This window comes from Citrobacter sp. Cpo221 (genome assembly GCF_030332345.1).
Lineage (GTDB): Bacteria > Pseudomonadota > Gammaproteobacteria > Enterobacterales > Enterobacteriaceae > Citrobacter > Citrobacter portucalensis.
The window spans coordinates 131485-153867 of sequence record NZ_JAOWIA010000057.1 but is presented as its reverse complement, the minus strand read 5'-3'; the positions used below and the strand labels follow the sequence as shown (position 1 = coordinate 153867).

At 52.2% G+C, this 22383-nt stretch carries 21 protein-coding genes; 7 read left to right on the top strand and 14 right to left on the bottom strand.

The genetic code is table 11. From position 1 onward, the window contains the following. Window positions 1–103: 103 nt before the first annotated feature. Window positions 104–1168: an acyltransferase family protein gene (locus OGY72_RS16330; protein ID WP_286548326.1), complete on the bottom strand. Its 1065-nt coding sequence runs from the start codon at window positions 1166–1168 to the stop codon at window positions 104–106. Between the two features lie 261 nt (window positions 1169–1429). On the opposite strand from OGY72_RS16330, the gene lolC reads away from it, so the two are divergent. From lolC to cobB, 5 genes are all read left to right on the top strand, one after another. Next, complete coding sequence (gene lolC, locus OGY72_RS16325; protein WP_198579738.1) at window positions 1430–2629, top strand: lipoprotein-releasing ABC transporter permease subunit LolC; 1200 nt, start codon at window positions 1430–1432, stop codon at window positions 2627–2629. Then, window positions 2622–3323 carry a lipoprotein-releasing ABC transporter ATP-binding protein LolD gene (gene lolD, locus OGY72_RS16320; protein WP_003832278.1) on the top strand — a complete coding sequence of 234 codons (702 nt, stop codon included), beginning with the start codon at window positions 2622–2624 and terminating at the stop codon, window positions 3321–3323. The genes lolC and lolD overlap by 8 nt, the downstream gene beginning before the upstream one ends. After that, complete coding sequence (gene lolE, locus OGY72_RS16315) at window positions 3323–4567, top strand: lipoprotein-releasing ABC transporter permease subunit LolE (RefSeq protein ID WP_003030804.1); 1245 nt, start codon at window positions 3323–3325, stop codon at window positions 4565–4567. The genes lolD and lolE overlap by 1 nt, the downstream gene beginning before the upstream one ends. Before the next feature lie 89 nt (window positions 4568–4656). Then, window positions 4657–5568, top strand: coding sequence for an N-acetylglucosamine kinase (nagK, locus tag OGY72_RS16310; protein WP_003832280.1), 912 nt, complete (start codon window positions 4657–4659; stop codon window positions 5566–5568). Between the two features lie 15 nt (window positions 5569–5583). After that, entirely contained in the window at window positions 5584–6405 is an 822-nt protein-coding gene (cobB, locus tag OGY72_RS16305; RefSeq protein WP_003832281.1) for a Sir2 family NAD+-dependent deacetylase, read from the top strand. A gap of 103 nt (window positions 6406–6508) precedes the next feature. On the opposite strand, the gene potD is transcribed toward cobB, so the two are convergent. The 4 genes from potD to potA are packed head-to-tail and all read right to left on the bottom strand — an operon-like array spanning window position 6509 to window position 10336. After that, a complete protein-coding gene (potD, locus tag OGY72_RS16300; protein WP_048233838.1) occupies window positions 6509–7555 on the bottom strand; it encodes a spermidine/putrescine ABC transporter substrate-binding protein PotD in 1047 nt (348 codons plus the stop codon). A gap of 27 nt (window positions 7556–7582) precedes the next feature. Continuing rightward, entirely contained in the window at window positions 7583–8362 is a 780-nt protein-coding gene (potC, locus tag OGY72_RS16295; RefSeq protein ID WP_003030794.1) for a spermidine/putrescine ABC transporter permease PotC, read from the bottom strand. Further along, window positions 8359–9216 (bottom strand): spermidine/putrescine ABC transporter permease PotB, encoded by an 858-nt coding sequence (gene potB, locus OGY72_RS16290; protein WP_003832285.1) that lies wholly within the window; start codon window positions 9214–9216, stop codon window positions 8359–8361. Before potB ends, potC begins: the two co-directional genes overlap by 4 nt. Further along, window positions 9200–10336, bottom strand: a complete 1137-nt coding sequence (potA, locus tag OGY72_RS16285; RefSeq protein WP_003832287.1) for a spermidine/putrescine ABC transporter ATP-binding protein PotA — start codon at window positions 10334–10336, stop codon at window positions 9200–9202. The genes potB and potA overlap by 17 nt, the downstream gene beginning before the upstream one ends. A gap of 250 nt (window positions 10337–10586) precedes the next feature. Here potA and pepT point away from each other — a divergent pair, with 250 nt between their 5' ends. Further along, window positions 10587–11813, top strand: a complete 1227-nt coding sequence (pepT, locus tag OGY72_RS16280) for a peptidase T (protein ID WP_286548319.1) — start codon at window positions 10587–10589, stop codon at window positions 11811–11813. A gap of 100 nt (window positions 11814–11913) precedes the next feature. Here pepT and roxA read toward each other — a convergent pair whose 3' ends face one another. From roxA to rluE, 9 genes are all read right to left on the bottom strand, one after another. Further along, window positions 11914–13035, bottom strand: a complete 1122-nt coding sequence (roxA, locus tag OGY72_RS16275; protein ID WP_003030786.1) for a [50S ribosomal protein L16]-arginine 3-hydroxylase — start codon at window positions 13033–13035, stop codon at window positions 11914–11916. A 92-nt stretch (window positions 13036–13127) separates the two neighbouring features. Next, window positions 13128–14591: a two-component system sensor histidine kinase PhoQ gene (gene phoQ / locus OGY72_RS16270; RefSeq protein ID WP_126318419.1), complete on the bottom strand. Its 1464-nt coding sequence runs from the start codon at window positions 14589–14591 to the stop codon at window positions 13128–13130. Next, window positions 14591–15262: a two-component system response regulator PhoP gene (gene phoP, locus OGY72_RS16265; RefSeq protein ID WP_003846709.1), complete on the bottom strand. Its 672-nt coding sequence runs from the start codon at window positions 15260–15262 to the stop codon at window positions 14591–14593. Before phoP ends, phoQ begins: the two co-directional genes overlap by 1 nt. 195 nt (window positions 15263–15457) lie before the next feature. Continuing rightward, window positions 15458–16828: an adenylosuccinate lyase gene (purB, locus tag OGY72_RS16260; RefSeq protein WP_003832400.1), complete on the bottom strand. Its 1371-nt coding sequence runs from the start codon at window positions 16826–16828 to the stop codon at window positions 15458–15460. Between the two features lie 3 nt (window positions 16829–16831). After that, the gene (gene hflD / locus OGY72_RS16255) at window positions 16832–17473 is read right to left on the bottom strand and encodes a high frequency lysogenization protein HflD (RefSeq protein WP_003832401.1); all 642 of its coding nucleotides are present in this window, start codon (window positions 17471–17473) and stop codon (window positions 16832–16834) included. A 34-nt stretch (window positions 17474–17507) separates the two neighbouring features. After that, on the bottom strand, window positions 17508–18614 hold the full coding sequence (gene mnmA, locus OGY72_RS16250) for a tRNA 2-thiouridine(34) synthase MnmA (protein ID WP_003832402.1): 1107 nt from the start codon (window positions 18612–18614) through the stop codon (window positions 17508–17510). A 53-nt stretch (window positions 18615–18667) separates the two neighbouring features. Then, window positions 18668–19129, bottom strand: a complete 462-nt coding sequence (locus OGY72_RS16245; RefSeq protein ID WP_008784446.1) for an NUDIX hydrolase — start codon at window positions 19127–19129, stop codon at window positions 18668–18670. 9 nt (window positions 19130–19138) lie between these two features. After that, window positions 19139–20077 carry a hypothetical protein gene (locus OGY72_RS16240; RefSeq protein WP_279274842.1) on the bottom strand — a complete coding sequence of 313 codons (939 nt, stop codon included), beginning with the start codon at window positions 20075–20077 and terminating at the stop codon, window positions 19139–19141. A gap of 34 nt (window positions 20078–20111) precedes the next feature. Further along, window positions 20112–20735 carry a 23S rRNA pseudouridine(2457) synthase RluE gene (gene rluE / locus OGY72_RS16235; RefSeq protein WP_003832405.1) on the bottom strand — a complete coding sequence of 208 codons (624 nt, stop codon included), beginning with the start codon at window positions 20733–20735 and terminating at the stop codon, window positions 20112–20114. Window positions 20736–20937: 202 nt separating this feature from the next. Here rluE and icd point away from each other — a divergent pair, with 202 nt between their 5' ends. Further along, window positions 20938–22188 carry an NADP-dependent isocitrate dehydrogenase gene (gene icd, locus OGY72_RS16230; RefSeq protein ID WP_003030769.1) on the top strand — a complete coding sequence of 417 codons (1251 nt, stop codon included), beginning with the start codon at window positions 20938–20940 and terminating at the stop codon, window positions 22186–22188. Window positions 22189–22383: the final 195 nt, after the last annotated feature.

Here is a 22383-nt window from a genome sequence, read left to right as displayed (position 1 = left end):
TCGTTTAGATATACATCTGATAAGCAATGTTCTTTATTATCCGTGATCGTTTCTCATAAGCAAATTGATTCGCCCCCTGATGGGGGCAAAAAGCGCGTAGGGGTTAGCGCGAGACAGCCGATAAAGAAGGCGGGGAAAAGAGCAGGTCAGCCACTGTTTTTTGTGAAATATTACGTACCAACAGGCCAAACAAGGTGCACAGCAGCAGGCAGGCGAACGGATACACCAGCAGCAGGGCCAGCTCCGCATAGGCAGGCCAGGCGGCATGATTGATTTTGGGGATTAGCGTTAAGCTGAACAGCTCAACCAAAATACGGTGGGTAGTGTAGATAGCGATGGTATTGGCACCAATCACGCTTAACGGGCCGGACTCACGCATACCAAAGCGCAGCTCAAATTGATAAAACAGCTTCATGATCAGCACAATGGAAAGCAGAGAAAGTAATAGTGAGACATTTGCCAGCCACGCGACGACAGCGGCGATTGCGCTAACCAGAACAATGACCGCATGGCGGCGCAGAGGCACCTCCTTGATCCATACCATCAGCGTTGCGCCAAACCATGCACCGAGGCTGTACCAGGGCAGATTGCGAATCACGCTGTTCATTCCCCACCACGGCGTCGGGACAAAATTGATCGCCACGCTCAGCACCACAAATAACGCCAACAGCGGCGCCGCCCAGCGGCTGAAAATCTTACACAGAACAAAATAGACAATCAGCGCATACAGATACCACAAGCTGGTGCTGGCGGTCAGCATTCCGTGGGTAAAACCTGTGATCGAATCGGCATAAGCGGCGTTGGCGGCATGGCTCAGATCGCGCTGTGGGGCCAACCAGTTATTGATCGCGACTAACGCCAGCCATTGCACCACACCCCAAAGTACCAGCACCCAGGCAATGCTCCAGATCCGTTTATCCACGCAGGTTGTCCACGGGACGCTATCAATGTAGCGACGGATCAGATATCCCGAAATAAAGAAAAACACCGGCATGCGAAATGGCGCCAGGTACAAATTGAGGTAAATCCAGCATTTGCTCAGCAGCTCTGAAAGCGGATGCTGAAAAGTAGTAAGGTGCGGGTAAAATGTGATTACCGAGTGGTAAATCACCACCAGACAAATACATAACCCTTTGATTTGATTAATCCATAGTTCTTTTTTCTTCATCGAGACGGCGTATCCATATTGTTGGCTATAGCCTGCCATCCTGCGCAACCCACTGTGCGCTGTAATGCGTAACTGTCTGCATTTTGTTTTTTTAAGATAAAGATCAGGGACCCGGGCTGAAGGGAAGAGGGACAACTTTAGCGAATTGATTTATTTATACTTTTAGGAATAGTGCTGACGAACACTTACGGTTCAGTCATTTACCCATTCCGCTTTCGCTTATATACTCGTGACTTTGCTAACAGCAACCAGACGGATTTCATGTACCAACCTGTCGCTCTATTCATCGGCCTGCGTTATATGCGTGGGCGTGCAGCAGATCGCTTCGGTCGCTTCGTTTCCTGGCTCTCCACCATAGGCATTACTCTCGGGGTAATGGCGCTGGTCACGGTGTTGTCGGTGATGAACGGTTTCGAGCGCGAGCTGCAAAACAATATTCTTGGCCTGATGCCTCAGGCCGTACTCTCGTCTGAACAGGGTTCCCTCAACCCGCAACAACTGCCGGAAAAAGCGGTGGTGTTGAACGGCGTCAACCGCGTTGCACCCATAACTACGGGAGATGTGGTGCTGCAAAGCGCGCGTAGCGTGGCGGTCGGCGTGATGCTCGGTATCGATCCGGCACAAAAAGATCCGTTAACGCCGTATCTGGTCAATGTGAAGCAAACAGATCTGCAACCGGGTAAGTATAATGTCATCCTCGGCGAGCAGCTTGCCGGGCAGTTGGGCGTGAACCGTGGCGATCAAATCCGTGTGATGGTGCCCTCGGCCAGCCAGTTTACGCCGATGGGGCGTTTGCCGAGCCAGCGTTTGTTTACGGTGATTGGCACTTTCGCCGCCAACAGCGAAGTCGATGGCTACCAGATGCTGACCAACATTCAGGATGCCTCGCGTCTGATGCGCTATCCGGTGGGTAATATCACTGGCTGGCGTCTGTGGCTGAACGAACCGTTAAAAGTTGACTCGCTGAGCCAGCAAACGCTGCCGCAAGGCACCAAATGGCAGGACTGGCGCGAGCGCAAAGGGGAACTGTTCCAGGCCGTGCGCATGGAAAAGAACATGATGGGGCTGCTGCTTAGCCTGATCGTGGCGGTGGCGGCTTTTAATATTATTACCTCGCTGGGTCTGATGGTAATGGAGAAGCAAGGGGAAGTGGCGATTTTACAAACGCAGGGGCTAACGCCGCGGCAGATAATGATGGTGTTTATGGTTCAGGGGGCCAGTGCCGGGGTGATTGGCGCGCTGCTGGGCGCTGTACTGGGTGCATTGCTCGCCAGCCAACTGAACAATCTGATGCCAATTATTGGTGTGCTGCTGGATGGCGCTGCGCTGCCGGTCGCTATCGAGCCGCTGCAGGTTATCGTCATTGCGCTGGTGGCGATGGCCATCGCGCTGCTGTCTACGCTTTATCCTTCCTGGCGCGCTGCCGCCACTCAACCCGCTGAGGCTTTACGTTATGAATAAGATCCTGTTGCAATGCGACAACCTGTGCAAACGCTATCAGGAAGGCACTGTGCAGACCGATGTACTGCACGATGTCAGTTTTTGCGTCGGTGAAGGTGAGATGATGGCGATTGTCGGCAGCTCCGGCTCCGGCAAGAGTACGCTGCTGCATCTGTTAGGTGGGTTGGATACCCCGACTTCCGGCGACGTCATTTTTAGCGGTCAGCCAATGAGCAAGCTCTCGTCGGCGGCGAAAGCGGAACTGCGTAATCAGAAGCTGGGCTTTATTTACCAGTTCCACCATTTGCTGCCGGATTTTACCGCGCTGGAAAACGTAGCGATGCCGCTGCTGATCGGCAAGAAAAAACCGGCTGAAATCACCGAGCGCGCACGGGATATGCTGAAAGCAGTAGGGCTGGATCATCGTGCCAGTCATCGCCCGTCTGAACTGTCTGGCGGCGAACGCCAGCGTGTGGCCATCGCGCGTGCGCTGGTGAATAACCCGCGCCTGGTCCTGGCAGATGAGCCAACAGGTAACCTGGATGCGCGTAACGCGGACAGCATTTTTGAGCTTCTGGGCGAGCTGAACCGCTCTCAGGGCACGGCATTTCTGGTGGTGACGCACGATCTGCAACTGGCGAAGCGGATGAGTCGCCAGCTTGAAATGCGCGATGGTCGCCTGACGGCTGAACTGAGCTTGATGGGAGCTGAGTAATGGCTTCGCCTTTATCGTTATTGATTGGTCTGCGCTTTAGCCGTGGTCGGCGTCGCGGCGGTATGGTTTCTTTGATTTCGGTGATATCTACCGTTGGCATCGCGTTGGGTGTGGCGGTGCTGATCGTCGGTTTAAGTGCCATGAACGGATTTGAGCGTGAGCTGAACAACCGTATTCTGGCCGTAGTCCCACACGGAGAGATTGAAGCCGTAAATCAGCCGTGGAATAACTGGCAGGAAGCGCTCGACAAGGTACAAAAAGTGCCGGGTATTGTCGCCGCGGCGCCTTATATCAACTTTACCGGACTGGTGGAGAGCGGGGCGAACTTACGCGCGGTGCAGGTGAAGGGCGTTGACCCGAAACAGGAACAGCGTTTAAGCGCGCTGCCATCCTTTGTGCAAAACCACGCCTGGGATAATTTTAAAGCCGGTGAACAACAAATCATCATTGGTAAGGGTATTGCCGATGCGCTGAAGGTGAAGCAGGGCGACTGGGTGTCGATTATGATCCCTAACGCCAGTGCGGATCATAAGCTACAGCAGCCTAAACGCGTGCGTTTGCACGTGACGGGGATCCTGCAACTGAGCGGTCAGCTCGATCACAGCTTTGCCATGATCCCAATGGAAGATGCGCAGCAATATCTCGATATGGGAACCAGCGTTTCCGGGATCGCGCTGAAGGTTAACGACGTGTTTAACGCCAATAAGCTGGTGCGAGACGCGGGTGAAGTCACCAATAACTATGTTTACATCAAGAGCTGGATTGGCACCTACGGCTATATGTACCGCGATATTCAAATGATCCGCGCCATTATGTATCTGGCTATGGTGCTGGTGATTGGCGTGGCCTGTTTTAATATCGTTTCCACGTTAGTGATGGCGGTAAAAGACAAAAGTGGCGATATTGCGGTATTAAGAACACTCGGGGCGAAAGATGGGTTGATCCGTGCCATTTTTGTCTGGTACGGCCTGCTGGCGGGTCTGTTCGGTAGCCTGATAGGCGTCGTCATCGGGGTGGTTGTCTCGTTGCAACTGACGCCGATCATAAACGGGATTGAGGCGCTTATCGGCCATCAGTTCCTGTCCGGCGATATCTATTTCATTGACTTCCTGCCATCGGAATTACACTGGCTGGATGTGATTTACGTGCTGGTGACAGCACTCGTGCTGAGTCTTTTGGCAAGTTGGTATCCGGCGCGTCGCGCCAGCAATATTGATCCTGCGAGAGTACTTAGCGGCCAATAACAACAATAATACACGACAGCATTCATGCTGCATCAAGGCGTAGCCAACGCAGAGGCATCTTGAAGGATGACGTGTATCAAGGAGCGGTGATGTATTACGGATTTGACATCGGCGGGACCAAAATTGCGCTGGGCGTGTTTGATAAGCAACGTCGTCTGCAATGGGAAACTCGCGTTCCTACGCCTCGCGACAGCTACGACGCTTTCCTTGATGCGGTCTGCAATCTGGTGACGGAAGCGGATCAGCGGTTTGGCATCAAAGGTTCGGTAGGCATCGGCATTCCGGGCATGCCGGAAACCGAAGACGGCACGCTGTACGCGGCCAACGTTCCTGCCGCCAGTGGCAAACCGCTCCGCGCCGATCTCAGCGCTCGCCTTGACCGCGATGTGCGTCTGGATAACGATGCGAACTGTTTTGCTCTCTCCGAAGCCTGGGATGACGAGTTCACCCAGTATCCGCTGGTGATGGGGTTGATCCTCGGTACGGGCGTCGGCGGCGGCCTGGTGCTTAACGGGAAATCCATCACCGGACGCAGCTATATCACCGGTGAGTTTGGTCATATTCGTTTGCCGGTCGATGCGCTGACGCTGATGGGCTTTGATTTCCCGCTGCGCCGCTGCGGATGCGGTCAACTGGGATGCATCGAAAGTTATCTTTCCGGCGGTGGATTTGCGTGGTTGTATCAGCATTACTACCATCAACCGCTGGATGCCCGCGAAATTATCGCGCTGTGGGAGCAGGGTGATGAGCACGCGCTGGCCCACGTTGAACGCTATCTGGATTTGCTGGCGGTGTGTCTTGGGAATATCCTGACTATCGTCGATCCTGATTTGGTGGTGATTGGCGGAGGCTTGTCGAATTTTACCGCTATTACGACGCAACTGGCGAACCGATTGCCGCGTCATCTGCTGCCGGTTGCCCGGGTACCGCGTATTGAGCAGGCACGGCACGGTGATGCCGGCGGGATGCGCGGGGCTGCTTTCCTACATCTTACCGATTAATACAAAGAGGTTGTTATGCTGTCGCGTCGGGGTCATCGGTTAAGCCGCTTTCGTAAAAATAAACGCCATTTGCGCGATCGCCTGCGTCAACGAATCTTTTTCAGAGACAGAGTGGTGCCTGAATTGATGGAAAAACCAAGAGTGCTGGTACTGACTGGAGCGGGAATCTCCGCTGAGTCAGGAATTCGAACATTCCGCGCGGCGGATGGTCTCTGGGAAGAACATCGGGTAGAGGACGTTGCGACTCCGGAAGGATTTAGTCGAAACCCGGAATTGGTTCAGTCGTTTTATAACGCCCGTCGCCATCAGTTGCAACAGCCGGAAATCCAGCCCAACGCGGCGCATATCGCACTGGCAAAACTCGAAGCCGAGTTGGGCGATCGTTTTTTACTGGTGACGCAGAACATTGATAATCTGCATGAGCGTGCGGGCAGCCAGAACGTTATCCATATGCACGGCGAGTTGCTCAAAGTTCGCTGTTCGCAAAGCGGGCAGATTCTGGAATGGACGGGCGATGTGACCCCGGAAGATAAATGTCATTGCTGCCAGTTTCCGGCACCGCTGCGACCACACGTAGTGTGGTTTGGTGAAATGCCGCTGGGTATGGATGAAATTTATATGGCACTGGCAATGGCAGATGTGTTCATTGCGATTGGCACATCGGGACATGTTTATCCGGCAGCGGGTTTTGTGCATGAGGCGCGGCTGCATGGGGCACATACGGTAGAACTAAACCTCGAACCGAGCCAGGTAGGCAGCGAGTTTGAAGAGAAGTATTACGGTCCGGCAAGCCAGGTAGTGCCTGAGTTTGTTGAGAAGTTATTGAAAGGGCTGTGATTTTTTTTTGCCGGATGGCGGTAAATGCCTTATCCGGCCTACGGTTTGCATTGATGTAGGCCCGATAAGCGTAGCGCCATCGGGCATTCCTTACACCGCTGAATTAGCGTCCTGCTTTCAGCTTCTGGTAATACTCTTCATAGATAGCGCTGGCGGAACCGACATCGTTCTGCCATTCCCCTTTGTTGATGGTTTCTGCGTCAGGGTAGAGCGTTTTATCATTTGCGACTTCAGGGCTTAACAGCTTACGCGCTGCCAGGTTTGGCGTCGGATAACCAATAGTTTCCGCAACCTCTTTCGCCACGTCCGGGCGCAGCAGGAAGTTAATCAGCTTCAGCGCACCTTCTTTGTTTTTCGCGTTAGCCGGAATAGACAGGCTGTCCATCCAGAAAATGCCACCTTCTTTCGGCCATACCACTTCCAGCGGTGTGCCCGCCTGACGCGCAACATACGCGGAGCCGTTCCACACCATCCCCAGATTAACTTCGCCTTCCATATACGGGTTGGCCGGGTTGTCAGAGTTAAATGCAGCAACGTTAGGCATCAGCTTCTTCAACTCGTTATAGGCAGCTTCAATCTCTTTAGGCTCGGTGGTATTGCCGGAATATCCCAGCTTGCGCAGCGCCATCTGGAACACTTCTCGCGCATCATCGGTTAACAGCAGACTGCCTTTGTACTCCGGCTTCCACAGATCGGCCCAACTGGTGACGGTTTTAGGATCGATAGCATCGCTGTTGACGCCAATGGCCGTCGCACCCCAGATATACGGGATGGAGTAGTCATTGTTCGGGTCAAACGGCTTGTTGAGCATTTCCGGATCGAGGTTGTGGAAGTTGGTCAACGTCGATTTGTCGATCTTCTGGATCATGCCTTCTTTACGCATTTTATCGACGTAATAGGTGGACGGAACCACCAAATCGTATGCGCCGTCTTTATAGGTTTTGAGCTTGGCGTACATGGTTTCATTCGACTCGTAGGTCGAATAGATAACCTTAATGCCGGTTTCTTTGGTGAACTGTTCCAGCAGCCCTGGCGGGACATACTCGGTCCAGTTATAGAAATAGAGCGTGTTGTTGTCATTCGCGTGAGCGGCGCTCATGCCCAGTGCCAGAGCTCCCGCCGCGAGCAGGTGGCGTGACCATTTTTTCATCATTTAACGTCCCCTGAATTAAGGGCCTTAGCGGCCCTTGGTTTTATCACGTGCAATAAGTTGGCTGGCAATCACCATAACCAGCGACAGAACCAACAAAATGGTCGCCAGTGCGTTCACCTCTGGTGATACGCCGACTTTAACCATTGAGTAGATTTTTAATGGCAAAATTTCATAACCCGGCCCGGTGACAAAAGATGAAACAACAACATCATCCATCGACAGCGTAAAACTCAGCAACCAACCCGCAGCCACCGCAGGCATAGCCAGTGGTAGTATTATCTTGCGCAGAATAGTTACTTCGCTGGCACCCAAATCTTTAGCCGCCTCAAGCATGCGGACATCAAAACCTTTCAGGCGAGAGTAAACCGTCACCACCACAAAAGGCAGACAAAAAGTGATATGCGAGAACAGCAGCGACCAGAAACCCAGTTGAATGCCGATCAGCATAAACAGCACCAGCAGAGATATTGCCATCACAATATCCGGCGACATCATCACCACGAACAGCATGCCACTGACGAACGGTTTACCGCGAAAACGGTAACGGTACAGCGCAACCGCAGTAAGTGAGCCGATCAAGGTGGCAAACGTGGCGGATAGCACCGCCATCGTCAGCGAGTGCTGTGCTGCCTGCAACAGGCTGTCGTTATTCATCAGCAGGCCGTACCATTTGGTAGTAAAACCCTGCCAGTTGATGCCAAAGCGCGAACTGTTAAAGGAGTTCACAATCAGAATGATGATTGGAATATACAGATACGCGTAGATAGCGGTCATAAAACCGCCGCGAAGCAGTCGACCGATCATTCGAGTTCCACCTTCTTGTTCAGTAAGCGGGAGGCGCGCCAGTAGATCAGCAGCATCAGACCCATCACGATGGTCAGCGTAATGCTGGTGGCTGCACCAAACGGCCAGTCGCGGATGTTCAGGAACTGAACTTTAATTACGTTACCAATCAGCAGGTTTTTCGCACCGCCCATTAAGTCGGAAACGTAAAACAGCCCCATTGCGGGCAGCATGACCAGCAGGCATCCGGCGATAATCCCCGGCATCGTCAACGGAATAATGATGCGAGTGAAGGTCTGAAGCTTATTGGCACCTAAATCGCGTGCGGCTTCCAGCAGCGGTTTATCGAGCTTTTCAATGCTGGAATAGAGCGGCATCACCATAAACGGCAGCAGGATGTATACCAGCCCGATAATCACCGCGCTGGGGGTAAACATAATGCGAATGGGTGTATCGATAACGCCGAGCCATAACAGAAACTCGTTGAGATAGCCTTTGGTACTGAGGAAAATTTTGAGTCCGTAGATGCGAATAAGGGAATTGGTCCAGAACGGAACAATCAGCAGGAATAGCAGCAGCGGGCGTACTTTTTCCGGCAGTTTCACCAAAAACCAGGCAAACGGGTAGCCGAGTACCAGACAGGCGAGCGTGGCAATCAGCGCCATATTGAGGGAGTGAACCAGCACCTCAAAATAGAGCGGATCGAGCAGACGCGTATAGTTCTCCAGCGTAAAGACCATTTTGACGAAATTGGCGTCGTCACGGGTCAAAAAGCTGGTGCCGATGATCATCAGGTTGGGCAGAAAGACAAATAACACAAGCCAACCGACAATGGTGAAGATCACCACACTCTGGAATTTACTTGTGCTCTTCATCAGCCAGTACGACCTCCCAGCTTTCTACCCAGTTAATTGCCATTTTCTGGTCGAGCGAGTGGTCAAAGTCAGGATCATCTTCGTTGAAGAATTCGCTGACCATCACCATTTTGCCATTTTCCAGTTCCACAACCGACTCCAGCGTCATGCCTTTGTAGTTGCGTTCGCGCACGTAGCCGATCAGGCCTTCGATATGATTATCATCGTTGATTTCATCAACGCGTAAATCTTCAGGGCGTAACAGAACGTGCAGCTTTTGTCCGGGAACTACCGCGAAGTTGACATAAATATTGCACTCGCGGCCTTCAACGTTAGCACGAACACGCTGTTCATCCAGACGTTCAATCACCGTGGCGTTAAACATATTGATCTCGCCGATAAACCCGGCGACAAACAGATTCTTTGGCTCTTCGTAGATTTCGCGCGGCGTACCGTCCTGCTCAATCTTACCATCGCGCATCACCACGATGCGGTCAGACATAGTCAGCGCTTCTTCCTGATCGTGTGTGACAAAGACAAAAGTGATACCAAGCTTACGCTGCAGCGCTTTCAGCTCATTCTGCATCTGCTTACGCAGTTTGTAGTCCAGCGCAGAGAGGGATTCATCTAACAAGAGTAAGCGGGGTTTGTTGACCACTGCTCGGGCAATCGCTACGCGCTGCTGCTGTCCGCCGGAAAGTTGATGCGGTTTTCGCTGGGCGAACTCTTCCAGTTGCACCATGCGCAAGGCTTCGGTAACGCGGGGAGAAATGTCGGCTGCGGGCGTTTTTTGCATGCGCAAACCAAAGGCCACATTCTCAAACACAGTCATGTGGGGGAATAGCGCATAGCTTTGGAAGACGGTATTCACGTAGCGATTTTCCGCTGGAACGTGAGTGATGTCCTCGTTGTCCAACAAAATATGACCGGAATCAACCGTTTCCAGACCGGCAATCAGGCGAAGAACGGTTGTTTTACCGCAGCCAGAGGGGCCAAGCAGCGTAAGAAACTCGCCATTATTGATGGTCAAATCCAGGCTGGAAATCACCTCTTTGCCATCGAAACTTTTGCGAATTCCCGCTAATTGCACCAGTGGAGAAAGCGAACGCGGTTGTTTATTCAATTTTTTACTCTGTCCCATGTAAACGCAACGGATGGCTGACCGATGCGGGGTTTGTGGTTAACCACCTTGATGACTCTTAATGAGGGCCGTTATTCTACGGCAAACCATTGTAATCGCCAATCCTTGTTGCGAATTACTGACTTAGCCCTATAGTCAGAGGGGATGTCAGGGCGAAATATTCTCACTTGCGGGGATAAAAGTGACCTGACGCAATATTTGTCTTTTGTTGCTTATTGATAATGTTGTCACAAAAAGTGAGGGTGACTGCATGGATAAACTACTTGAGCGTTTTTTACACTACGTGTCGCTGGACACCCAATCAAAATCGGGCGTGCGGCAGGTACCCAGCACCGAAGGACAGTGGAAATTATTACAACTGCTCAAACAACAGCTCGAAGAGATGGGGCTGGTTAATATTTCACTGAGCGAAAAAGGCACGCTGATGGCAACGTTACCTGCTAACGTTGCTGGCAATATTCCTGCGATCGGCTTTATTTCCCATGTGGATACCTCACCGGATTTCAGCGGTAAAAATGTCAATCCGCAAATCGTTGAAAACTATCGCGGTGGCGATATTGCGTTAGGCATTGGTGATGAAGTTTTATCGCCGGTGATGTTCCCGGTGCTGCATCAACTTCTGGGTCAGACGCTGATCACCACAGACGGTAAAACGTTGTTGGGCGCGGATGATAAAGCAGGCGTGGCGGAAATCATGACCGCACTGGCTGTGCTTATCCAAAAAAATATTCCGCACGGTGATATCCGCGTGGCCTTTACGCCGGACGAAGAGGTGGGTAAAGGGGCGAAGCATTTTGATGTTGCGGCATTCGATGCGCAGTGGGCCTATACCGTTGACGGTGGTGGCGTAGGTGAGCTGGAGTTTGAAAACTTCAACGCCGCGTCGGTTAATATCAAAATTGTTGGCAACAATGTGCATCCCGGCACCGCAAAAGGGGTGATGGTGAATGCGCTGTCCCTGGCGGCGCGTATTCACGCTGAGGTTCCGGCAGATGAAAGCCCTGAAAAGACGGAAGACTATGAAGGCTTTTATCATCTGGCGAGCATGAAAGGGACGGTCGATCGGGCGGATATGCACTACATTATTCGTGATTTTGACCGTAAGCAGTTTGAAGCGCGTAAACGCAAGATCATGGATATCGCCAAGAAGGTTGGCAAAGGGTTACACCCAGACTGCTATATCGAACTGGTGATTGAAGACAGTTACTACAATATGCGCGAAAAAGTGATTGAGCATCCGCACGTGCTGGATATCGCCCAGCAGGCGATGCGCGATTGTGATATTGAGCCGGTGCTGAAACCGATCCGTGGCGGCACTGACGGCGCGCAGCTGTCGTTTATGGGATTACCGTGTCCGAATCTGTTCACCGGCGGCTACAACTATCATGGCAAGCATGAGTTTGTGACGCTGGAAGGAATGGAAAAAGCGGTGCAGGTGATTGTGCGTATTGCTGAATTGGCCGCGAAACAAAAATAAAGCATGTGTAGTTGCCGGATGGCGCTTTGCTTATCCGGCCTACAATATTTCACTCCAGTAGGCCTGATAAGACGCATGGCGTCGCATCAGGCACAGTCTATTACCCTTCGAAGAACCAGTACCCGCTGTTGACCAGCGCGGCAAGCATGGCAAGGAAAGAAGGATCTTCCAGCGCATCCTCAAAGTTCTCAGCCGTCAGCACAATATGACTGGCCAGCGCTTCCAGCGCAGGACGATGTGGCGAGTCAATTTTCTCACCGTTAGCGTAGACGTCATCGCCAATGCGCAATACGCGCAATCCGCCCAGACGCACTAAAACATCACCTTGTTTCAGGGCATCATAAATTTCGTCTGGCTGATACGGTGGCTCCGGCGGGGCAATATCCAGCTCATGACGAGACTGAGAGATAAACTCGCCAAACCACTGCTGAAAATGTTCTGGCTGATTAATCAGACCCAGCATCATTTCGCGCAGCTTGTCCATTTCCTGCGGCAGAACATCTGCCGGATGATCGCGCGGTGGCAGGTCAGGATCGCTGTAATAGGTGCTGCCCAGTTCGCGTTGCAAAACGTAATCGGCGAACCCGCTGATCAGCTCGCGAGTGTTTGGCGCGCGGAAGCCAACCGAATAGTTCATCGCGTTTTCTAACGCATAGCCTTCGTGCGGGAATCCCGGTGGAATGTACAGGATATCGCCGGGTTCCAGCTCTTCATCAATGATGGCTTCGAACGGGTCGACCTGAAGAAGATCCGGGTGAGGGCAGTGCTGCTTCAACTGCAGCTTTTCGCCTACGCGCCAGCGACGACGACCGGTTCCCTGAATGATAAATACATCGTACTGATCCAGGTGCGGGCCAACGCCGCCGCCGGGTACAGAGAAAGAAATCATCAGATCGTCGATACGCCAGTCCGGTAATTCACGGAACGGGCGCATCAGCGCGGCGGTAGGTTCGTGCCAGTGGTTGACCGCCTGCACCAGCAAAGACCAGTTGTTCTCGCCAAGATGGTCGTAGCTTTCGAAGGGACCATGGCTAACCTGCCATTTACCATCCTGATGGCTGACGAGTCGGCTGTCGACCTCGCTTTCCATTGCCAGTCCAGCCAGTTCGTCAGGAGAAAGAGGATCAATAAAGTTATTAAACCCGCGTTTTAAGACCACCGGGCGTTTCTGCCAGTGGCGTTCAAGAAAATCGGGCCAGTTAAGTGTGAGTTGGTATTCCATAGTGAGCATCCCGCAGGCTGGTATCTGCAACCGATTATAACGGATACTTAACCTCAAGCGTGAAGTCAGTACATATTTATTACATGCGACGATTACTCGTCTTTCTGGCCCGGCTGCTGGCGGCCAAAAATAACTTCCATGCGCGCGCCACCCAGCAGGCTATCACCAGCAATAATTTGCCCGTCATACTGTTCGGTGATTTCTCGCGCCACCGCCAGACCGACGCCTTGTCCGGGACGTAGTGTATCTACGCGCTGTCCACGGTCAAACACCACTTCCCGTTTGCTTTGCGGAATACCAGGACCATCGTCTTCGACCAGAATATGCAGCTGATCCTCAGACAGTTGCGCCGAAATCTCGACAAACTCCAGACAATATTTACAGGCGTTATCCAGGACGTTGCCCAACACCTCGACAAAGTCATTCTGTTCGCCCACAAAGCTGATCTCAGGTGAGATATCGAGATTAATGTTGACCCCTTTACGCTGATACACTTTATTCAGCGCCGAGGTGAGCTTATCCAGCAACGGCGCGACCGGGTGCAGCTCGCGGCTGAGTAGGGCACTGCTGCCACGCATACTGGCGCGATGCAGGTAATAGCCTATCTGTTGGGAAATACGGCTGATTTGTTCCAGCATGATAGGCTCTGCGTCGCTGACGTTCATCTTTTCATTACGCATTGAGCGCAGCGTACTTTGCAGTACCGCCAGTGGCGTTTTCAGGCTATGGGTGAGATCGGTTAACGTGGTGCGGTATTTATCGTAGCGCTCACGTTCGCTTTTTAAAAGTCGATTGAGATTGCGAACCAGGCTGGTCAATTCGCGTGTGGTGGCGGGGTTTAGCATCTCACGATGATGTTCCTCAAGCTCACGGACTTCACGCGCTAGCGACTCAATTGGCCGCAGGCTCCACCAGGCGGCCACCCATAACAGCGGAATGACCAGCAACAGATTGGCGACCAGGACATAAATAAACCAGCTCCAGACCATATACGAGCGCTTTAGCTCTATAGGAATGGTGTCGACAACCACAATGGTCAGTTGCGGCATTCTGGCTGTGGCGGGGTAGACGTTCACCGCCACGGAGTGGGTCATTTCGGCGTCGTCATCATCTTCTCTGACTTCTTTTAACTGCTGCTGAGCGGAGTGATCTTCGCCCAGTAAAGTGCTGGTGGCGTTTACATTGGCTTCAATTTCATGAAAACCGTTCGTTTTTAGCCAGTCCGGTTGGATACTTTTCGTCAGCCAGGGAACATTGCGCTGCGCCCACAACAATTCACCGCTTTCGTTATAGATCAGCGACATTGTTGGACTTTGCATATCGAGATGTTCAGGCAGCTCGACGTTTATCTTGCCGTTTTCCCACTTTGCCAGGGTATAAAACAGATTACTTTCACCCCGCAGCAGGCGGAACGTTGTCTTATCAAAGCTGACGCTGTAGCCCACCAGGGCAACCATGCCGTAGGCCAGTGAGAGCACCAACACCACGCCCGCAGTTGCCAGTAAAAAGCGCAACCGCAGCGATAGCGGGAAAAAATGACGCAATAGTTTATTCATTAGCGCAGTTCAAAAAGATATCCCTGACCACGCACGGTGGTGATGACGTCGTCCGGATACTGCGCCTGTATTTTCTTACGCAGACGTCCCATTAGAACATCAATGGTGTGACTTTCGCGCAGCTCGGCATCCGGATAAAGCTGCAGCATGAGCGAATCTTTACTGACCACTTTGCCATTATTACGGATGAGCGTTTCCATAATGGTGTATTCAAACGCAGTGAGCTTGATAACTTCATCATTGACGGATAACTCGCGTCGAGAGAGGTCCACCTGAAAAGGCGGAAGGGAGATAATTTGCGATGCCAGACCGCTGTTGCGGCGCATCAGTGCCTGCATGCGCGCAGCCACTTCTTCGATGTGAAACGGTTTGGTGACATAATCGTCAGCGCCAGCGCTGAGGACTTCCACCTTGTCCTGCCAGCCTTCGCGCGCGGTTAATACCAGAATCGGCAGCGAAACCTCATTACTGCGCCAGCGGCGGATCAGCGACAAACCATCTTCATCGGGGAGTCCTAAATCAACGATCGCGATATCCGGCAGATGTTCATTCAGATAATAGTCCGCTTCCTTCGCATCTTCTGCATCATCCACCTGATGCCCTAAATCTTGTAACTGAACCTTGAGGTGGTGGCGTAATAAAGCATTATCCTCGACAACCAGTACGCGCATCATCGTTTCTCCCTAAAATAATGGTATGAATAGTTTAACGCTGATTATGTGGCTGTGGGGATAAACATTTAATAAACCGGGGGAAGGGATAATCTCGCGGACAATAAAAAAGCCGGAAGCGCTGATGCTTTCCGGCTTACTACGATATGAACGGAAGACCGGAACAGGCTCAAGCACGCTCCGGCATCAAACAGATTACTTCAGTTCATCAACCATGGTGATGGCGCGACCAATATAATTGGCAGGCGTCATTGCTTTCAGGCGAGTTTTCTCTTCTTCCGGCAGCGCCAGACCGTCGATAAACTGCTTCATACCTTCGGCGTCAACGCGCTTACCGCGGGTAAGTTCTTTCAGTTTCTCGTACGGCTTCTCAATACCGTAGCGACGCATCACGGTCTGAATCGGCTCTGCCAGAACTTCCCAGTTATGATCCAGTTCATCCAGCAGATGATCGCGGTTCACTTCCAGTTTGCTCACGCCCTTCAGCGTGGACTGATAGGCGATCAGCGCATAGCCAATACCTACGCCCAGGTTACGCAGAACGGTAGAGTCAGTCAGGTCACGCTGCCAGCGGGAGACCGGCAGTTTGCTCGCCAGGTGCTGCAGAACCGCGTTAGACAGACCCAGGTTACCCTCGGAGTTTTCGAAATCGATGGGGTTAACTTTGTGCGGCATGGTGGAAGAGCCGATTTCACCCGCGATGGTTTTCTGTTTGAAATGGTTCAGCGCCACGTAACCCCAGACATCGCGGTCAAAGTCGATCAGGATGGTGTTGAAACGGGCGATGCAGTCAAACAGCTCGGCAATGTAGTCGTGCGGCTCAATCTGCGTGGTGTACGGGTTCCACTGGATGCCCAGCGAGGTGACAAACTCTTCGCTGAACTGATGCCAGTCAACTTCCGGGTAAGCGGCGATGTGGGCGTTATAGTTACCGACTGCACCATTGATCTTACCAAGAATTTCAACCTGGTTGAGCTGACGATACTGACGCTCCATACGGTAAGCCACGTTAGCCATTTCTTTGCCTAGCGTAGAAGGGGTGGCTGGCTGACCGTGGGTACGGGAGAGCAGAGGAATATCGCGATACTGTACAGACAGATCTTTCACCGCGTCGATAAGCTTACGCCAGTACGGCAGAACCACTTCGTCGCGTGCGGTTTTCAACATCAGCGCGTGAGACAGGTTGTTGATGTCTTCTGAAGTACACGCAAAGTGGATAAATTCGGAAACAGCGTGCAGTTCCGGGATATCCGCCACTTTCTCTTTCAGGAAATACTCAACTGCCTTCACATCATGGTTGGTCGTACGCTCAATGGTTTTGATGCGCGCAGCATCTTCTTCATTGAAGTTAGCGACGATCGCATCAAGGAAACCGATTGCGTCGGCAGCAAAAGCAGGAACTTCCTTGATCGCTGCGTGCGCGGCCAGTTTTTGCAGCCAGCGTACTTCAACCTGTACGCGGAATTTCAGCAAACCGTATTCGCTGAAAATCCCGCGCAGCGCGCTGACTTTATCGCCGTAGCGTCCATCGACAGGGGAAACGGCGGTCAGTGAGGATAATTCCATAGATCACAACTCCGGGGTTAAATGAGCAAGAATTTGTTTTGCCTGAGTCGTCAGGCGATTACGAGAAAACATGAGTTGCAGACGGCCTCCACCAACCTGATGCCAGAGCACGGCAGCACGGATGCCAGCCAGCAGCGAAGCGCGTACTTTAGCCTGTACTTGTGGGCTCTGAAGGATGGCCGGGGAACCCGTGACCTGAATACGCGGGCCGAGTGGGCTGATGACGTCAACATAAATACCAGCCATCGCACTCATCAACGTTTCTGACTGCAAATCAAAATGGTCTAGTTGGCGCTGCAAGCCGCTAATACGGTCTCCCAGCGTGTCCATAGCGCCCTTGGCCGCTGACAGCTTACGCTCCAGCACCATCAGGCTTAGCGTATAGCGGGTGAGTTCCGCGTTCAGTCCCTGACGACTGCTGGCGTTCAGTACGCCAAGCAGCGTTTCAAGGCCAAGACGCAGATTGGCTTCGCTGCCGCCAAACACGCCCAGCGTAGAGCTGGGATTCATGTCGATGACACTGTTCAGTGAAACGTGTAATGCATCGGCATCACAATGCCCCTGGTGCGCCAGTTCCTGCACCAGGCGTGCCGACTGACAAATGCCTGCCAGGGCGAGGGTGATGTCATAATAATTCTTTGCCACGTTCACTGCTTCCTTGTATCAAATGTGTAAGTAATTATACCGGCAGAGGCAATCGTTGTTCGATAATGCCGCCGCCGAGGCACACTTCGCCATTGTAAAAGACAGCCGACTGACCCGGCGTGACCGCCGCGACTGGCTCGTCGAAAATGACTTCAATACGCTCAGCATCCAGTGCCTTAACGGTGCACGGAATGTCGGTCTGACGATAGCGGGTTTTCACCGTGCAGCGCATGGTGCCGGTGAACGGTTCGCGATCGACCCAATGCAGCTGTTGCGCCACCAGCCCAACGGACATCAGACGTGGATGTTCATGACCCTGAGCGACAACCAGAATGTTGTTCTCAACGTCTTTATCCACCACATACCATGGATCTTCTGTCCCTTCTTTCGTTCCGCCAATACCCAGACCTTTACGCTGACCCAGAGTGTGGTACATCAGCCCCTGATGCTGGCCAATCTCTTCGCCGTCAACGGTGATGATTTTGCCTGGCTGAGCCGGCAGGTAACGACCAAGAAACTCGCGGAACTTACGTTCGCCAATGAAGCAGATGCCGGTGGAGTCTTTTTTCTTGGCCGTAATCAGACCAAGATCTTCGGCAATTTTACGCACCTGCGGTTTTTCCAGTTCACCGACCGGGAACAGGCTTTGCGCGATTTGCTCATGGCCGAGCGTATAGAGGAAATAACTCTGGTCTTTATTGCCATCGAGCCCACGCAGCAGGCGGCTTTTGCCGTCGACATCCGCGCGACGCACGTAGTGACCGGTGGCGATGTAATCGGCACCTAAATCTTCTGCGGCAAACTCAAGGAAGGCTTTAAACTTAATTTCTTTATTGCACAGAATATCCGGGTTCGGCGTACGGCCCGCTTTGTACTCTTCAAGGAACAGTTCAAAGACGTTGTCCCAGTATTCTGCGGCAAAGTTGACGGTATGCAGTTCAATACCGAGTTTGTCACAGACAGCCTGCGCATCCGCAAGGTCGGCGGCCGCTGTGCAGTATTCCTCGCCATCGTCCTCTTCCCAGTTCTTCATGAACAGGCCTTCTACCTGATAGCCCTGTTGTTGTAACAGCCAGGCAGAAACGGAGGAATCGACACCGCCGGACATGCCGACGATCACTTTTTTTGGGCTTTCAGACATAGGAATACTCACGACATTGAACTTCAAGGCGGCATATTCTAGCACGCAGCCCTTTACTTGACACCCTCTGTAAACGGCCAGTTAAATTCGCCGATCATGGCCAGTGGGTAGCGCTGTCCGCTCTGATAACAGCGAATACTCTCTGCAACCAACGGCGAACGCAGGTTTGGCGCAGAGAAAATCTCTTCTGCGCTGACCCAGCGACAGCAATCTATATCGCTGTCATGGGGTTCTGTAGCGCACATATTGGCAAGCTCGATAGAGAAAAGAAAACGCAAAAAGGGCGTTCTGTCCGGCGCAATCCATTGATGCATACGAATGAAATGCTGCGGCTGCGCTTTAATGCCCGTTTCTTCCCATAGTTCGCGTGCTGCGGCTTGCACCAGCGTTTCATCGGCTTCCAGGTGTCCTGCCGGTTGATTCCACAAGGCCTTGCCATTGATCGTTTCTTCAACGACTAAGAATTTATCTTCTGCATGCACAATGCAGGCGACCGTGACGTGCGGTTTGAACATGTTTTCCCCTTATTCCTCAGCAAATCCTTCGGTAACATCAGGCCAGCTAATTTCACCGCTGGCCTTGTCGATACTGATATAAGCCACGGGAGGTGACGTTTGTGGGTCGGCCCCTCCACGGCACAATGCGGTTTGATGATCCTCGCGCACGATAATTTCAATGGCCTTTTTAGCATTCCAGCTTTCATAAAAGATACATTGGTGGTCGTGACGTAGCCCAAGGGTGGCGACTCTTGTTGCTTTGTCTGTCGACAACGGGTTGATGTCGCCGCGATAGTGGTCACCGCTGTTTATAGCCTGTAACTGCGACTTTTTTAACCAGCCGCGTATGATTTGGCGATCGGTGGTGTAATAGACCGCTTCCATAAAATCATCGTTGGATTGTTCTTGTACAGAGACGAGGTCGCCGGGCACTAAAAATACGGACGGGCTGCGACACTGTTCGGTTGGCATCGCATAGAACCATGCGCGGGTGTCTCCTGTTACCTGATAGTGGTTTGCGGAGGAGGAGGGTAAGAACCCGCGCTGCGACATCGCTTTATTTGCCCATGTCTGGCAAGACGCGCTTACTGCAAGCGGACTGGATAACGGCGTTAACCCAACTACCGAGACCCAGCCGGTGGCGAAGGTTCCTTTAGCGTCCCGATAACGTACGTAACGATAAGGTTCATCTTTGGAAAGCATGCCCGTGCTTTTGTAGCGCTGTGAACTCCTGAGCACCTCGACGGTGTCGCCATTGACCATGAACGCGGGGAGTTGACACTCTGTTGCTGGTGCAGAATAGAAATGCAGGCGTGAGTCGGTTTTTACTTTGGCAGACTCATAAAGGTAGTTTGCCTCTCCGGCTGCTGTTCCGGCAATCGTCTCACAGTCCAGTTTTGCTGAACAAAACGGTGACGCGCCGAGCAGGATGAATGCTGCAAAAAGCTGCTTATCCATTTTTTTCATTCTTCCCTGTTAACACTCACGTTAAACCGTACGGTTACGATTTCAGTTCCCGCCACTCGCCGTTAGCAAGATTTTCCAGCGTGTAATCCCCCATGGCATAGCGGATGAGGCGCAGCGTAGGAAATCCAACATGCGCTGTCATACGACGTACCTGACGGTTGCGGCCTTCATATAAGGTAACTTTCAACCAGCTGGTGGGAATGTTTTTCCGTTCCCGAATCGGCGGATTTCTCGGCCACAGCCATACGGGTTCCTCTACTACTTCAATGCCTGCGGGTAGCGTGGGGCCATCATTGAGCGTTACTCCGTTACGCAGGGCGTCCAGCGCTTCTGCTGTCGGCTCGCCTTCAACCTGGACGTAATAAATTTTCCCGGTACGCTTACCGGGTTGCGTTAACCGCGCCTGCAGCGCGCCGTCATTGGTTAGCACCAAAAGCCCTTCGCTGTCCCGGTCGAGTCGGCCCGCCGCATAAATTCCCGGCACGGGAATAAAATCTTTTAACGTGCTTCTGCCAGCCTCGTCAGTAAATTGTGGCAAAACATCGTAGGGTTTATTGAACAAAACCACGCGTTTTGGCTGGTTTTCTTTACGCTGCTTAGTGACTTGTCGTGAGCTGAATCGCTCAACCCGGTGATTTCTAAAAGAAGTTTTTTGCATGGTATTTTCAGATTATATCAATTGCCGCATTATAGCCTAAGAACGAGTGTCTTTCATGGCGGCGAACAATAGGGTAGTATTGACACGCTCATTACAAATCATTAACAAAAAGTTGCTCTAACGCATCCGTGTAGCAGGACGCAAATGCACATGCAGCGTGATGACAGACGAGCAGAACCAGAAGCGCTCGAAGGAGAGGTGAATGGAAAGCAAAGTAGTTGTTCCGGCGGAAGGTAAGAAGATCACCCTGCAAAACGGCAAACTCAACGTTCCTGAAAATCCGATTATCCCGTTCATTGAAGGCGACGGTATCGGCGTTGATGTAACCCCACCGATGATCAAAGTTGTCGATGCTGCTGTCGAGAAAGCCTATAAAGGCGAGCGTAAAATCTCCTGGATGGAAATCTACACCGGCGAGAAATCCACTCAGGTTTATGGCCAGGACGTCTGGCTGCCTGCTGAGACCTTAGATCTGATTCGTGAATATCGTGTTGCCATTAAAGGCCCTCTGACCACCCCTGTTGGCGGCGGTATTCGCTCTCTGAACGTAGCTCTGCGTCAGGAACTTGACCTGTATGTCTGCCTGCGTCCGGTGCGTTATTATCAGGGCACACCAAGCCCGGTTAAACACCCTGAACTGACCGACATGGTCATCTTCCGCGAAAACTCCGAAGATATCTACGCGGGTATCGAGTGGAAAGCTGACTCTGCCGATGCTGAGAAAGTGATTAAATTCCTGCGCGAAGAGATGGGCGTGAAGAAAATCCGCTTCCCGGAACATTGCGGCATTGGTATCAAACCGTGTTCTGAAGAAGGGACTAAACGTCTGGTGCGTGCAGCGATTGAATACGCCATCGCCAACGATCGTGATTCAGTTACCCTGGTACACAAAGGCAACATCATGAAGTTCACCGAAGGCGCGTTCAAAGACTGGGGTTACCAGTTAGCGCGTGAAGAATTCGGTGGTGAACTGATCGACGGCGGTCCATGGGTGAAAATCAAGAACCCGAAAACCGGTAAAGAGATCGTGGTTAAGGACGTTATCGCCGATGCGTTCCTGCAACAGATCCTGCTGCGTCCGGCTGAGTATGACGTGATTGCCTGTATGAACCTGAACGGTGACTACATCTCCGATGCGCTGGCCGCACAGGTTGGTGGTATTGGTATCGCGCCGGGTGCAAACATCGGTGACGAATGCGCTCTGTTCGAAGCAACCCACGGTACTGCACCGAAGTATGCAGGTCAGGATAAAGTGAACCCAGGTTCCATCATTCTGTCTGCTGAAATGATGCTGCGCCACATGGGTTGGGTTGAAGCGGCTGACCTGATTGTTAAAGGTATGGAAGGCGCAATCAACGCCAAGACCGTAACCTATGACTTCGAACGTCTGATGGACGGCGCTAAGCTGCTGAAATGTTCAGAGTTTGGTGACGCAATCATCGAAAACATGTAATCCACATTCTGGGTTGTATGAGAACGGGAGCCGATTGGTTCCCGTTTTTTTGGGCCTTCAAAATTCTTTCCCCAAAACTCTCCCCAAAACGTTTCCCCAAAAACCAGGCATGCTCACTGTAAATAGACCCGTTTTAGTTCCAGGCATTTTTTGAGATCCCGGCCAAATGATTGTGTTGCCGATATTCCTCCGGCG

Excerpts from the sequence above, each read along its gene's own strand:
- lolE (WP_003030804.1), top strand. The coding sequence starts at position 3,323 with ATGGCTTCGCCTTTATCGTTATTGATTGGTCTGCGCTTTAGCCGTGGT.
- rluE (WP_003832405.1), bottom strand. The coding sequence starts at position 20,735 with ATGCAAAAAACTTCTTTTAGAAATCACCGGGTTGAGCGATTCAGCTCA.
- phoQ (WP_126318419.1), bottom strand. The coding sequence starts at position 14,591 with ATGAATAAACTATTGCGTCATTTTTTCCCGCTATCGCTGCGGTTGCGC.
- potC (WP_003030794.1), bottom strand. The coding sequence starts at position 8,362 with ATGATCGGTCGACTGCTTCGCGGCGGTTTTATGACCGCTATCTACGCG.
- nagK (WP_003832280.1), top strand. The coding sequence starts at position 4,657 with ATGTATTACGGATTTGACATCGGCGGGACCAAAATTGCGCTGGGCGTG.
- potA (WP_003832287.1), bottom strand. The coding sequence starts at position 10,336 with ATGGGACAGAGTAAAAAATTGAATAAACAACCGCGTTCGCTTTCTCCA.
- pepT (WP_286548319.1), top strand. The coding sequence starts at position 10,587 with ATGGATAAACTACTTGAGCGTTTTTTACACTACGTGTCGCTGGACACC.
- cobB (WP_003832281.1), top strand. The coding sequence starts at position 5,584 with ATGCTGTCGCGTCGGGGTCATCGGTTAAGCCGCTTTCGTAAAAATAAA.
- OGY72_RS16330 (WP_286548326.1), bottom strand. The coding sequence starts at position 1,168 with ATGAAGAAAAAAGAACTATGGATTAATCAAATCAAAGGGTTATGTATT.
- potB (WP_003832285.1), bottom strand. The coding sequence starts at position 9,216 with ATGAAGAGCACAAGTAAATTCCAGAGTGTGGTGATCTTCACCATTGTC.
- roxA (WP_003030786.1), bottom strand. The coding sequence starts at position 13,035 with ATGGAATACCAACTCACACTTAACTGGCCCGATTTTCTTGAACGCCAC.
- OGY72_RS16245 (WP_008784446.1), bottom strand. The coding sequence starts at position 19,129 with ATGTTCAAACCGCACGTCACGGTCGCCTGCATTGTGCATGCAGAAGAT.
- lolD (WP_003832278.1), top strand. The coding sequence starts at position 2,622 with ATGAATAAGATCCTGTTGCAATGCGACAACCTGTGCAAACGCTATCAG.
- icd (WP_003030769.1), top strand. The coding sequence starts at position 20,938 with ATGGAAAGCAAAGTAGTTGTTCCGGCGGAAGGTAAGAAGATCACCCTG.
- phoP (WP_003846709.1), bottom strand. The coding sequence starts at position 15,262 with ATGCGCGTACTGGTTGTCGAGGATAATGCTTTATTACGCCACCACCTC.
- mnmA (WP_003832402.1), bottom strand. The coding sequence starts at position 18,614 with ATGTCTGAAAGCCCAAAAAAAGTGATCGTCGGCATGTCCGGCGGTGTC.
- purB (WP_003832400.1), bottom strand. The coding sequence starts at position 16,828 with ATGGAATTATCCTCACTGACCGCCGTTTCCCCTGTCGATGGACGCTAC.
- potD (WP_048233838.1), bottom strand. The coding sequence starts at position 7,555 with ATGAAAAAATGGTCACGCCACCTGCTCGCGGCGGGAGCTCTGGCACTG.
- lolC (WP_198579738.1), top strand. The coding sequence starts at position 1,430 with ATGTACCAACCTGTCGCTCTATTCATCGGCCTGCGTTATATGCGTGGG.
- OGY72_RS16240 (WP_279274842.1), bottom strand. The coding sequence starts at position 20,077 with ATGAAAAAAATGGATAAGCAGCTTTTTGCAGCATTCATCCTGCTCGGC.